Raw genomic sequence first — 12734 nt, 5'->3', positions numbered from 1 at the left:
GACGGCGGGCGCACAAGCGAGGGGGGCGTGATTGCTTCAGGACAGGAAAAACGAGCATCTTGACGTCGTGCTCAATGGCCTCGGCCAGTCGCGGGCGCGCACGGGCTTCGACGACATCATGTTCGAGCATGTGGCCCTTCCCGAATTGCACATGGACGAGATTGATCTGCAAACGGTTTTTCTGGGGAAACAGACCAGCGCGCCGCTTCTGGTCAGTTCCATGACGGGTGGCCCGGCCCGTGCAGCGGAAATCAATCGCCATCTTGCCCTTGCCTGCCAGGAGATGGGTATCGCTCTTGCCGTCGGATCCCAGCGCATCGCTCTCGAAGGCGATAAAGCTGCCGGAATCGATGCGGACCTGCGCCAGTGGGCACCCGATATTCCGCTGCTCGCCAATTTCGGCGCCGCCCAGCTCAATCTTGGCTATGGCCTTGAACAGGCGCGCCGTGCGGTGGGCATGATCGGGGCAGATGCGCTGATCATTCACCTCAATCCCCTCCAGGAAGCGGTGCAGCCGGAAGGCGATCGCGACTGGCGCGGTCTGCTCAAAAGAATTGAGACGCTGGCCAGTGCTCTCGGCGTACCCTTGGTTGTCAAAGAGGTCGGGGCCGGCATCACGGGCCGGCTTGCCCGCCAGCTCGTCGATGCGGGCGTTGCCGCCATCGATGTTGCCGGAGCCGGCGGCACCAGCTGGGCAGCGGTCGAAGCGGAGCGGGCCAAGTCGCCTGAACAGGCGGCAATCGCGCGTGCCTTTGTCGATTGGGGCACCCCCACCGCCTATGCCATCAAGAGCGTACGCGAGGCCTGCCCCGATGCGGTTGTCATCGGCTCGGGCGGCGTCCGCGACGGGCTCGATGTGGCCAAGGCCATCCGCCTCGGTGCGGACATGGTCGGTCAGGCCGCCGGTATTCTGCAGGCCGCCATTGTCTCGCCCGAAGCGGTGCTTGCAAGCCTGAGGGTCACTGTTGCCCAGCTGCGCGTCGCCTGTTTTTGCACCCAGTCGGCCAATCTCGCCGAACTCAAGAACGCCAACCTGCTGCGCCAAATCCCCTAGAGCGCGGGCCCGTCGCTGTCCCCTTCGATCAGCGTCAGCGGCATCACCTTGCGCACGGTGCCCAAAGGATAGTGCTCGGCATAAGAGGGCATTGTCGCCAACAGCGCTTCTGCAAGGGCGATCCCGAGCTCGCGCAGCGACAGGGTAAAGCAGGTCAGTTTGGGCACGAGATAGTGCGCCTGCGGACTGTCCCGGCCGATCACCGCGATCGCTTTGCCCGGCGGCAGCCCGGCCTGGTATAGACCATTATAAAGCCCGAGCGACATCACTTCATTGGTCAGCAAAAAGCCGGTCGGACGTCTATCCTCCGGCATGGCGGCAATGGCTTGGGCAATGGCGTGGCCGCCCCGCTCGTTGGGATTGGCGCGGAAAACCAGATCGGGATCGAAGGCAAGGCCATGGCGTGCCAGCACCTGGCGGTAGCGATCAAGAAACACAAAGCCCAGATTGGTTTCATCGAGCGGCGCAAAGACACCGATGCGGCGATGTCCCTTTTCGATCAGCCGCGTGACGCCGACCTCGGCCATGCCCTCGAAATCAAGGTCGAGCCAGGGATGGCCGGCATCGGTTTCCGAGCGTCCGAGCGCAATGAAAGGGATGTTGCGCTCGGCCAGAAAGGCAATGCGATGATCCCTCCGCTTGGTCGCTGAAATGATCAGTGCATCGGCAAAGCCACGCGCCACCACGCGCTGCATATAGGCGCTGGGATCTTCCTCTGACGAACAAAGCAGCGCGACCAGATCAAGATGGTGGCGGGCAAAAACGGTCTGCACCCCATCGAACACACGCATGAAGAACACATCGCCTTCACCCGTGATCTCGGCGCCGGTCTGCATCATGAAGCCGACAACCCCGGTTGCGCCCTTGCGCAGGGCGCGCCCCGCCTGGTTGGGCACATACCCCATTTCGGCTGCAGCCTGGAGCACACGCTGGCGCGTCTCCTCGTTCACATCGGGCTTGCCGTTGAGCGCCCGCGACACCGTACCGATGGAGAGGTTGAGCTGGTTGGCAAGGCGCCTGATGCCGGTCATGTCACCCTGAATTCGCTGACCGCTTGGCGGGATCAGAAACGTTAACGAAACTCCTATTGACATGTCCTTGGGGTAAAGAATAGCGTCGTAAACGTTTACGGAGCGCTTTGGCCTCAAGCCGCAAAGACGGTGCCGATCCGTGCTCCAGGGAGGTTTTCGTGGTTTTTCGTGCGGTGCTCGCCGGTTGCGGCGGCATGTCCCGTGGCTGGTTGTCGGCCCTTTCCGAGCATCCCCTCCTGGTTGGGCGGGTCAAGGTCGTTGGTCTAGTGGATCTCGATCTATCCCTGGCCGAGGCGCGCGCCGCCGAGTTCGGCCTGACAGGCGCAGTTTGCGGAACCGATCTCGAGGCGGTGCTCGCCGAAACCAGGCCAGACCTCCTGTTCGATGTCGTCGTTCCGCCCGCGCGCGCCGGTGTTGTCGAAACCGGCCTGCGTCACGCCTGCCACGTCTTGAGCGAAAAACCCATGGCGACGAGCCTTGCTGAGGGCAGGGCGCTTATTGCCGCCGCCCGGTCGGCTGGCCGTATTCATGCCGTGGTGCAGAACCGGCGCTTCATCGCCGGCGTCCGCCGCATCCGCTCCCTGATCGAGAGCGGCGCCATTGGCGAACTCGCCAGTCTCAACTGCGACTTCTTTATCGGCGCCCATTTCGGTGGCTTCCGCGAGGACATGGACAACGTGCTCCTTCTCGACATGGCCATTCACACGCTCGATGCAGCCCGCTTCATGTCCGGCAAGGTGCCGCAGGCGGTCTATTGCCTCGAAACAAACCCGCCCGGCTCCTGGTACCGTCACGGCGCCGCAGCCAATGCGATCTTTGAATTCTCTGACAACGTGGTCTTCAACTATCGCGGCTCCTGGGCGGCGGAAGGCGCCAACACGTCCTGGGAAAGCCAGTGGCGCATCGTCGGCAGCAAGGGCACCGTTCTCTGGGATGGCGAAGACCGGTTCGAGGCGCGTGTCGTAGCCGGCGATACCGGATTTTTCCGCGATCTTACCGACATCGCTGTGCCCTCCCCCGCCGAGGACAGCCAGACCCACGGCCATGCCAGTGTCCTCGCCAACTTTCTTGATGCCATCGAAGCCGGCCGGCAGCCCGAAACCGCCTCCACTGACAATATCAAGAGCCTCGCCATGGTCTTTGCCGCAATCGAGAGCGCGCGCACCGGCCAACGCGTCACCATAGATCAAGGACAATCCAATTGAGCGATCCCGCCAAATCCATCCGCATCGGCACCATGATCTCCGCCTCGGCGGGTCAGGCGGCCGAGCGCATCGCCGAGATCGCCGATCAGGGTTTTGAAAGCTTCGAGCCCTTCTTCTGGCAAACCACAAATGGCCAGGACATCGCCGAACTGGGCAAGCGCTGCAAGGAGGCGATCGGGGATCGCGACATCACCATCTCGACCATCGGCATGTTCGGCAATCCCCTGGAAGATCAGGAGATGGACCGGCAAACCCTCCAGGGCTGGAAGGACTGCATCGACAATGCCCACCATTTCGGCGCCACCTGCGTCGCCGGTTTCACGGGTCGCATTCGCAACAAACCGCTGACCGAGAGCCTCCCGCAATACAGAAAAGTCTGGACTGAGCTTGCCCAGCGCGCCGCCGACAAGGGCGTTCGCATCGCCTTTGAAAACTGCGCCATGGATGGCAACTGGCAGACAGGGGACTGGAACATCGCCCACAATCCCGACGCCTGGGAGCTGATGTTCAACGAAACGCCAGAGGACAACATTGGGCTCGAATGGGAGCCCTGCCACCAGATGGTCTATCTCATCGATCCGCTGCCCCAGATCCGCAAATGGGCGCACAAGATTTTCCATGTCCATGGCAAGGATGCCACCATCCGCTGGGATGTCATTCGCGAACACGGCATTTTCGGCAAGCATTCCTTCGTCTTCATGCGCACGCCCGGGTTCGGCGACAGTAACTGGACCGACATCATTTCCGAACTGCGGCTCGCCGGCTGGTCGGGCTCCATCGACATCGAGGGCTGGCATGACCCGGTCTACCGCGATGCTCTGGAAATGACCGGGCAGCTCTACGCCCTCAAGCACCTGCAGAACGCGCGCGGCGGCAGCTATGCCGATGTATAAATATGACTATTGACTGTGTATGAGAAACCGTTTTACCTGATCTGAGAAAAGGGTTTTCCTGTGAGGTTGGGACGAGTGGCCAAGGTGGACCGCATCCGCATCTACGACGTCGCCCGTATTGCCGGCGTCAGCGTTGCGACTGCTTCCAAGGCGCTCAATGACACCGGCCGGATGACCGAGGCGACGCGCACACGGGTCAAGCAGACCGCCGCCGCCCTCGGCTTTCGTCCCAATGCCATGGCCCGGGCGCTGACGCGCCAGCGCAGCTTCACCATCGGCCTTCTCACCAACGATACTTATGGCCGCTTCACCCTGCCAGTCATGGCGGGCATCAACGAGGCGCTGGTCGATCAGGGTGTTTCGGTGTTCCTGTGCGGCATCGAGGATGATGCGACTTTAGCCAAGGTCCATGTCGATGCCATGCTCGACAAGCAGGTCGACGGCATCATCGCAACCGGCAAGCGGATCGATCGCCGCCTGCCGGTCGATCTCGCCGATCTGCCCGTGCCGGTCGTCTACGCCTTCACCGAAGGCCCGGCCGATGCGGTTACCCTGGTGTCCGACGATGCCCAGGGAGCGCGCGCGGCAACCGAATGTCTTCTTGCGCTCGGGCGGCGCCGGCTGGTTCACGTCACGGGGCCGGAAGACTTCGCCTCCGTGGCCGCTCGTGCCGCTGCATTCCGGCAAGCGGCAGGGTCTGCCGCGCCAGTTCTGTTCGGCGCCTGGTCGGAAGCCTGGGGGCACGAGGCCGTGTCCCGTCTCTGGAGCGAGGGGCCGGTGCCCGACGCCATCTTTTGCGGCAATGACCAGATTGCCCGTGGCGTCGTCGATGCCCTGCGCGAGCGCGGCGTCGCTGTGCCCGCCGATGTCTCGGTCGTGGGATTCGACAATTGGGAGATCGTCTCGGCGGCAACGCGTCCGCCTTTGACCACGGTTGACATGAACCTGAAGGAACTTGGCCGCGAAGCCGGTCGCCTGATCCTGGAACTTGCCGAAGGCAAGCCGGTCGAGCCGGGCATCCGCACGCTGCCGTGCAAGCTCGTGGTGCGCCAATCCTGCGGCAGCAAGACTCTTGCTGCCATCCAAGGGGAGGGGACGCTTCAGGAGGTTTAGCTCGATGCTGCCACAGGCACGGCAATGCCTGTGGCAGCGAGGAAATGTCCCGCTCAGGAAGAGGAACCCGAGCGGCACGCAACGCGGCCGAGGCCGCAATGGGAGGATATAATGCAGTTCACCAAGCACGGTCTATTGGCTGGTCTTGCTTTTGGCGCGCTTATGGCCGCTTCACCCGCCTATGCACAGGTTACGCTCAAGGTCTGGTCGATCGACGGCGTCGACCGCCCCGGCATTGCCGATACCTTTTCCAAGGAATTCGACGATGCCAATGACGATATCGTTGTCGAATATCGCGCCATTCCCTTTGACGAGATCGTCAACGAAACCCTGCGCGCCTTCGCGACAGGGAATGCCCCTGACATTGTCTCGTTCGACAATCCTGATTTCGCGCTCTTTTCTTCGCGCGGCGCCATGCTCGATATCACCGATCGCGTCGCCAATTCCGAGATCATCGGCAAGGCCGATTATTTCGAAGGCCCGCTCAATTCCGTCACCTGGGACGGCAAGCTCTTTGGCCTACCCAAATATACCGATACGATCGGCATCTTCTACAACAAGGACATGTTCGAGGCCGCCGGGCTGACCGAGCCGCCCACGACCTGGGATCAGGTTGCCGAATATGCCGAAAAGCTCACCGACCCGGCCAACAACGTCTATGGCGTCACCTTCTCCGCCCGTGCCGGTGAAGAAGGCACGTTCCAGTTCCTGCCCATCATCCAGATGTCCGGGGGCAATGCCGACAAGGTCAATACCGAAGGCGCCGCGCGTGTTCTCGATATCTGGAAGAGCCTCATCGACAACGGCTATGCATCGCGCGACGTGCTGAGCCTTGGTCAATGGGATTCGACCGGCGTTTTCAACTCCGGCAATGCGGCCATGGCTATTTCCGGCCCCTGGGAAATCGACCGCATGGTAGAGGACGCTCAGTTCGATTGGGGCGTGGCGCTCCTGCCCACCATCGAAGAAGGCGGCGAGCGTTCTTCGGCCCTGGGCGGCTTTAACTGGGGCATCATGGCCAATACCCAGCACCCCGATGAAGCCTTCCGCCTTCTTGAATTTTTTGTTGATCAGGAAGACCGCATCTTCCCCGAATTCGGCAACCTGCCGGCTCGCGGCGATATCGAATTGCCGATCACCGGCGAAGCCAAGAAGGATGATGCGCTCAAGGTTTTCCAGGAGATGCTGCAATATGCCCAGCCCCGCGGTCCGCATCCGGAATGGCAGCGCATTTCCAAGGCGATCTACGATGCCGAGCAGCAGGCCCTGACCGGCCAGATGCCCGCCATGGATGCGCTTAACCAGGCACAGGCCACCATCGACACGATCTTCAATCAGTAACCTCCCTGACTGGGCCGGCCGAATAGCTTCGGTCGGCCATTTTCCTGCAAAGCCTTGGAGGGCCTCGTGTCGCGAATTTCCAATTGGCTGCGAGACGGCGTGGGTTTCGATATCCTGCTGGTCGGCGCTGCCTTGCTGTTTCTGGTCGCCCTCGCCGGCGCGCCGCTCGTCTACAATGTGCTCATGAGCTTCCAGCAGGTGGATATGTTCACCCTGGGATCGCTGATCCGCCCTTTTGTCGGTTTCGACAATTACATTGCCGTGGTGCGCCAGCCCGAATTCTGGCTCGTCACTCGCAATACGCTTGTTTTCGTCTTCGGCTCGATGACCGGCCAGTTCGTGCTCGGCTTCGCGCTAGCGCTGTTTTTCGCGCAGAATTTCCCCGGCGCTTCCACCATCCGTGGCCTGTTCCTGGTGTCGTGGGTCATGCCCGGCCTTGTGGTCGGAGCGATCTGGAGCTGGATCCTTGCCGGAGATTTCGGCGTCCTCAACGTCATCCTCAAATCGCTCGGCATCATCCAGTCCAACATCTTCTGGAAATCCGATCCCAACTTTTCCATCTGGGCCGTGATCATCGCCAATATCTGGCTCGGTCTGGCCTTCAACATGCTGCTGCTCTCGGTCGGTCTGGCCGCCATCCCGCGCGATCTCTACGAAGCTGCCGAACTCGATGGCGCCAATGCTTTCCAGCGCTTCTGGACCATCACCCTGCCCATGATGCGCTCCACCATCGGCGCCGTGCTTTCCTTGGGGCTTATCGGCACCCTGCAGCAATTCGATCTGTTTCCCGCGCTCACCGAGGGCGGTCCCGCCAATACCTCCAATGTCGCCGGCTTCTGGTCCTGGCAGCTTAGCTTCCAGCTTTATGACTTTGCCAAGGGCGCAACGGTTTCGGTGATGATGTTCCTGCTCGTGCTGTTTGCTTCGGTGATCTATGTGCGCTCGACGCGCCACGAGGTGCGCGGATGACACGGTCCCATACCCCCTGGTTCCTGCTGATCGTTGCCCTGGCGCTTGCCGCGGTCTACCTCTTTCCGCTCTATTGGATGTATGTCACGAGCCTCAAGACGGGCTCGGAAATGTTCGCCAATCCGCCCACCTTCTGGCCCCGCGATCCCAATCCCGGCATCTTTGCCGAAGTCTGGGGCCGGCGCACCATGCCGACCTTTCTCACCAATTCGGTGCTGATCGCCGGCGGCGTCACCGCCATTACCGTCATCCTGGGCACGGGCTGCGCTTATGTGCTGGCGCGATACCGCAATGTGTGGATCGATATCGGTCTTTTCTGCGTGCTGATGCTGCAGGTGTTGCCCGCTTCGGTCATGGTGACACCGCTCTTTGTCGGCTTCAACCAGGTGGGCATGCTCAACTATCCGCGCACCGCCGTGGTGCTGGCCGCCGCCGCCAAAGCCATGCCCTTCTTCGTGGTCCTCGTCCGCGCCACCTTCATGAGCGTACCGCGCGAACTTGAGGAAGCAGCGCTGGTCGACGGCAATTCCCGCATCGGGGCGTTTTTCAGCATCGTCCTGCCCCTGGCGCGCAACGGCATTCTGGTTTGCGCCATCCTCACCTTCATGACCGCATTCGGCGAATACATCTACTCCAAGTCGATCATCCAGAGCCCCTCCCTGCAGCCGGCCAGCGTCGGCCTCTCCGGGTTCCTCGGGCCAAATTCCACCGACTGGAGTTCGATCATGGCCTATTCGGCCATCTATGTGACGCCGATCCTTCTCGCCTTCGTCATCCTGCAGCGCCGCATCGTTTCCGGCCTCACCTCGGGAGCTCTCAAATGACCGCCCAGATCGAACTTGCCGGCATCGACAAGCACTATGGCAGCTTTCACGCGCTCAAAGATATTTCGCTCACCATCGACAAGGGCAGTTTCGTTGCTCTTGTGGGCCCGTCAGGGTGCGGAAAGTCGACCCTCCTGCGCTCCATCGCCGGGCTTGAAAGCATTTCCGCAGGCCGCATGAGCATCGCGGGCCGGGAAATGACCGGCGTGCCACCCCGCCATCGCGATATCGCCATGGTCTTTCAGAGCTATGCGCTCTACCCGCACATGACGGTTGAAGACAATCTCACCTATTCCCTTCGCCTGCATGGCGTCGGCAAGGCCGAAGCCCGGAAAAAGGCGGCGGAGGTCGCTGCGACGACTGGCCTGACCCAGCTCCTCAAGCGTTATCCCCGCCAGCTCTCCGGCGGTCAGCGCCAGCGCGTGGCGATGGGCCGCGCCATTATCCGCAATCCCAAGGCTTTCCTGTTCGACGAGCCGCTCTCCAATCTCGACGCGGCGCTCCGCGTCCAGATGCGCAAGGAAATCCGCGCCCTTCACGATCGGCTCGGCGCCACCTCCGTCTATGTCACCCATGATCAGATCGAGGCCATGACCATGGCCGATTGGGTGGTGGTCATGCGCGATGGGGTTATCGAGCAGCAGGGCAGGCCTCTCGATCTCTACGATCACCCGGTCAACCGCTTCGTCGCCGGCTTCATCGGCTCGCCCGCCATGAATTTCATGGCTGGCCGCATCGCCGAGAGCGGCAATGCCGTGGTGCTGGATGGTGGCGCAGGCACGCTGCCGCTGGCTCGGCACGTGGAGCCGGGCAGGGCGGTTCTCGCCGGCATTCGCCCCGAACATCTCGTCATGGCCGGTGACGATGCCAGCTTCCATCTCACCATCGGCGTCGTCGAGTCCACCGGCTCGGCCACCTATCTGACCTCGCCCGACGGCGCCTTCCAGCTGGTCCAGTCCGAAAGGACCACGCTCGGCCCAGGCGACCGCGTCGGGCTTACCATCGACCCGGTCCGCGTCCACCTCTTCGATCCGCAAACCGGAATGAGGCTCTGATCGTCGAAGTCTAAGTAGCCCTCATCCTGAGGTGCGGAGCGCAAGCGAAGCCTCGAAGGACAAGGGCGCGCCCCGATCCCAGTGCCACGCCCTCGTGGTTCGAGGCTGCGCACCTCACCATGAGGACTACTGGGCGGTCCGCAACAACGAAAGTAAGCAAATGCCCCGCTACGCTCCCGTCCCATTCCCCGAGGTCAAGCTCGAAGGCCAGTTCTGGCATGAGCGCCTCGACACCGTGCTTGCTCGCACCGTACCCAGCCAGCACAGGAAGCTTGGCGAATACGGCATCCTCGACTCCCTCAAGCTCCCCAATCCCCCGCCTCCATTGCGCTTTCCCCGCCACGCCAATGGTTTCACCGTCCAGGTGTTCTGGGACAGCGATGTTGGCAAATGGATCGAGGCGGCCAGCTATGCGCTGGCCCATCGCCGCGACATCGATATCGAAAACAAGATCGAAGCCGCCATCGACGATCTCGAAAAGGCTCAGGCGCCGGATGGCTATCTCAACTGCTGGTATCTCGGCCGAGAGCCCGAAAAGCGCTGGACCAATCTGCGCGACAATCACGAGATGTATAATGCCGGGCATCTGCTCGAAGGTGCCGTCGCCTATTTCCAGGTCACCGGCCGCCGCCGCTTCCTTGATATCATGGAGCGCTATCTCGACCATATCTACGCAACCTTCGGCACTGGCCCGGGCCAGCGGCGCGGCTATGACGGTCACGAGGAGATCGAGCTGGCGCTGATGAAGCTTTACTACCTCACCGGCGAGCGCAAGCATCTCGACTTCGCCACCTATCTCATCAACGAGCGCGGCCAGCAGCCGCCGCATTATTTCGATTGGGAGCGCGAGCAGCGCGAGGGCAGCGAGAGCAAGCAGCCCTACGTTTTCGCCAACTATGAATATTCCCAGTCCCATAAGCCCGTGCGCGAGCAGAACAAGGTCGTGGGTCACGCCGTCCGCGCCATGTATCTTTATACCGCCATGGCCGATCTTGCGGCCGAACTCGGGGATGCCGCGCTCAAGCGCGCCTGCGAGGTGCTGTGGGACGATGTGATGAAGACCAAGATGTATGTCACCGCAGGGCTCGGTCCTTCGGCGCATAACGAGGGCTTCACCCATGATTACGACCTGCCCAACCAGACCGCCTATGCCGAGACCTGCGCCTCGGTCGCCCTGATCTTCTGGGCCCAGCGCATGCTGCATCTCGATCTCGACGGAAAATATGCCGATATCCTGGAGCTTGCCATGTTCAATGGCGCCTTATCGGGCCTCAGCCGGGACGGCGAGCACTATTTCTATGCCAATCCGCTCGAGAGCGACGGCACGCCCACTCGCTGGGAATGGCACACCTGCCCCTGCTGCACCATGAATGTCTCGCGTCTCGTTGCTTCGGTAGGGCAATATTTCCTCTCGTCCGCAGAGGATGGCGTGGCCTTCCATCTTTATGGCGGCATCGCCACCGATCTTGAGATTGCCGGCACCAAAGTGTCGCTGCGCGAAGTCTCGACTTATCCCTGGTCAGGCGACATCCGCATCCATGTCGATCCCGAAACGCCGGCCGCTTTCGACGTCAAGCTCCGCATTCCCGGCTGGAGCAACGGTGCGACGGCTTCAGTCAATGGCGAAACCATCCCGACCGGAAGCGCCGAGCGCGGCTATCTCACCCTTCGCCGCCAGTGGCAGAAGGGCGATGTCATCGCGCTCGATCTCCCCATGCCGCCTGTCCGGCTCTACGCGCATCCGGGCGTCATCATGGATGCCGGTCGGGTTGCCCTCAAGCGTGGCCCGCTCGTTTATTGCCTTGAGGAAGTCGACAATCCCGGCGGCCGCGTGCAACGGCTGAAGCTGCCGCGCCATGCCCTACTCAAGGCGGAGACCCGTTCCGACCTTTTCGATGGCATCGTCACTCTCACCGCCGAAGCAACCTCGCTTGAGGAAAGTGAGTTCGCCGAGCTCTACCGAACGGCGCCACCGCGAGAAGCTCCGTCGACACTGACCGCCATTCCCTACTTCCTCTGGGCCAATCGGGAACAGGGCTCGATGATGGTCTGGGTGCCGGAGGCTGTTGCAAACTGACACCAGCCATGGAGAGGGGAGGCAGCTGGGCCTACTTGCCCTTTCGGCGCCGTGAATTGGCGGCATGGAGCGCCACGGCGGCGGGCAGGGCAAAGAGCAGGGACCCGAGAGAAAACTTGCCGGCCGGCGAGCGGTCGCGCGTTTTCCGTTCCACCTTCTCCCGATCGGGCGGCCATGCCCGCCCCACGGTATCGGCCATATTGGCACCACGCTCGCCGATCGGCTTTTCTTCCCCGGTGGTGGAATCGACGGCGGTCTGGTGCTCGATTTCGGAATTAAGCTCGGCCCCCACCGTGATGATGGTCACCGAGATCCAGAGCCAGATCATCAAGCCGATCACCGCACCGAGCGAACCGTAGGCGGCATTGTCGTCGCTGAAATTGGCGACATACCAGGAATAGAGCACCGAGGTGACCCCAAGCGCCAAGACCGCAAGCACCGCACCGGGCGTGATCCAGCGCCAGCGGGCCTGTTCGCGGCTCGGACCCCAGCGATAAAGCGCGGCAACACCCAGCGAAAGCATGATCAGCATCACCGCATAGGCGGCAACGCGGATAACCCATTGCATGCCCTCGCCTGCAGAAAAATAAGCCAGCAGCGCCGGCAGGATCAGGACCACGGCGCTCACCAGCAGCGCCGCGATCGATCCACCGAGCGTGAACAGCAGGGCAACAGCGTTGAGCTTGATAAAGGAGCGCCGCTCCTGCTCGTGATAGGCGATGTTCATCGCCTCGAACATGGCCTTGACGCCATTGCTGGCGCTCCACATGGCAACGGCAAGGGAAATGAGAAGGGTCAGCCCCAGTGTGCTGTCGCTTTCCGAGGTCAACCGGGTCAGCTGCTCGCGCAAGACTTCAAGCACGCCCGGAGGCACAAGTCCGGCCAGAAGCTCGACATGACCAAGAACCGTGGAAGGGTCATTGAAAAGACCATAAACGGAAACGAAGGCGCTCAGCGTGGGCACCAGCGCAAGCAGCATATAGAACGTTGTTCCGGCAGCCGTCAGCAGGATCCGATCTTCTGTGATCGCCCGATAGAGGCGATAGATGATGTCCTTCCAGCCTGGAAAGGGGATCTCTGTGGGGGAATCGGCATCGCGCCCCCGACCTGCCTGCGTGGCATATTGCTTGCCGGTATCGTCCATCATTATCCCTTGGGAAAAGGGGAGGCCG

General features: G+C 61.9%; 11 protein-coding genes. 9 read left to right on the top strand and 2 right to left on the bottom strand.

Translation table 11 applies throughout. The features are described from left to right. Positions 1-31: 31 nt before the first annotated feature. Entirely contained in the window at positions 32-1054 is a 1023-nt protein-coding gene (gene fni, locus BM364_RS16950; protein WP_092426692.1) for a type 2 isopentenyl-diphosphate Delta-isomerase, read from the top strand. On the opposite strand, the gene BM364_RS16945 is transcribed toward fni, so the two are convergent. After that, positions 1051-2085 carry a LacI family DNA-binding transcriptional regulator gene (locus BM364_RS16945; RefSeq protein ID WP_092426690.1) on the bottom strand — a complete coding sequence of 345 codons (1035 nt, stop codon included), beginning with the start codon at positions 2083-2085 and terminating at the stop codon, positions 1051-1053. The two genes, fni and BM364_RS16945, sit on opposite strands and share 4 nt — an antisense overlap. Before the next feature lie 158 nt (positions 2086-2243). On the opposite strand from BM364_RS16945, the gene BM364_RS16940 reads away from it, so the two are divergent. The 8 genes from BM364_RS16940 (at position 2244) to BM364_RS16905 (ending at position 11562) form a co-directional block, all read left to right on the top strand. Next, the gene (locus BM364_RS16940) at positions 2244-3290 is read left to right on the top strand and encodes a Gfo/Idh/MocA family protein (RefSeq protein ID WP_092426687.1); all 1047 of its coding nucleotides are present in this window, start codon (positions 2244-2246) and stop codon (positions 3288-3290) included. Next, positions 3287-4183, top strand: a complete 897-nt coding sequence (locus tag BM364_RS16935; protein WP_092426684.1) for a sugar phosphate isomerase/epimerase family protein — start codon at positions 3287-3289, stop codon at positions 4181-4183. Before BM364_RS16940 ends, BM364_RS16935 begins: the two co-directional genes overlap by 4 nt. A gap of 75 nt (positions 4184-4258) precedes the next feature. After that, a complete protein-coding gene (locus BM364_RS16930) occupies positions 4259-5296 on the top strand; it encodes a LacI family DNA-binding transcriptional regulator (RefSeq protein WP_425284913.1) in 1038 nt (345 codons plus the stop codon). A gap of 111 nt (positions 5297-5407) precedes the next feature. Continuing rightward, positions 5408-6637 (top strand): ABC transporter substrate-binding protein, encoded by a 1230-nt coding sequence (locus BM364_RS16925; protein WP_092426680.1) that lies wholly within the window; start codon positions 5408-5410, stop codon positions 6635-6637. Between the two features lie 66 nt (positions 6638-6703). Further along, complete coding sequence (locus BM364_RS16920) at positions 6704-7606, top strand: carbohydrate ABC transporter permease (RefSeq protein WP_092427244.1); 903 nt, start codon at positions 6704-6706, stop codon at positions 7604-7606. After that, complete coding sequence (locus BM364_RS16915) at positions 7603-8430, top strand: carbohydrate ABC transporter permease (protein WP_092426678.1); 828 nt, start codon at positions 7603-7605, stop codon at positions 8428-8430. Before BM364_RS16920 ends, BM364_RS16915 begins: the two co-directional genes overlap by 4 nt. After that, positions 8427-9485 (top strand): ABC transporter ATP-binding protein, encoded by a 1059-nt coding sequence (locus tag BM364_RS16910; RefSeq protein ID WP_092426675.1) that lies wholly within the window; start codon positions 8427-8429, stop codon positions 9483-9485. Before BM364_RS16915 ends, BM364_RS16910 begins: the two co-directional genes overlap by 4 nt. A 160-nt stretch (positions 9486-9645) precedes the next feature. Further along, complete coding sequence (locus tag BM364_RS16905; RefSeq protein ID WP_092426673.1) at positions 9646-11562, top strand: glycoside hydrolase family 127 protein; 1917 nt, start codon at positions 9646-9648, stop codon at positions 11560-11562. A gap of 31 nt (positions 11563-11593) precedes the next feature. Here the strand turns inward: BM364_RS16905 and BM364_RS16900 are convergent, their stop codons facing one another. Then, positions 11594-12706, bottom strand: a complete 1113-nt coding sequence (locus BM364_RS16900) for a YihY/virulence factor BrkB family protein (RefSeq protein WP_092426671.1) — start codon at positions 12704-12706, stop codon at positions 11594-11596. Between the last annotated feature and the right edge of the window lie 28 nt (positions 12707-12734).

The organism is Devosia crocina (assembly GCF_900116545.1).
In the GTDB taxonomy this organism is placed as follows: Bacteria; Pseudomonadota; Alphaproteobacteria; order Rhizobiales; family Devosiaceae; genus Devosia; species Devosia crocina.
Note: the sequence above shows the minus strand (reverse complement) of the source record. Positions and strands in the feature narration are given on the sequence as shown.

What these genes read in the sequence shown, in the direction of transcription:
- BM364_RS16945 (WP_092426690.1), bottom strand. Translation starts at nt 2,085, where the DNA reads ATGACCGGCATCAGGCGCCTTGCCAACCAGCTCAACCTCTCCATCGGT.
- BM364_RS16925 (WP_092426680.1), top strand. Translation starts at nt 5,408, where the DNA reads ATGCAGTTCACCAAGCACGGTCTATTGGCTGGTCTTGCTTTTGGCGCG.
- BM364_RS16915 (WP_092426678.1), top strand. Translation starts at nt 7,603, where the DNA reads ATGACACGGTCCCATACCCCCTGGTTCCTGCTGATCGTTGCCCTGGCG.
- BM364_RS16910 (WP_092426675.1), top strand. Translation starts at nt 8,427, where the DNA reads ATGACCGCCCAGATCGAACTTGCCGGCATCGACAAGCACTATGGCAGC.
- BM364_RS16905 (WP_092426673.1), top strand. Translation starts at nt 9,646, where the DNA reads ATGCCCCGCTACGCTCCCGTCCCATTCCCCGAGGTCAAGCTCGAAGGC.
- BM364_RS16900 (WP_092426671.1), bottom strand. Translation starts at nt 12,706, where the DNA reads ATGGACGATACCGGCAAGCAATATGCCACGCAGGCAGGTCGGGGGCGC.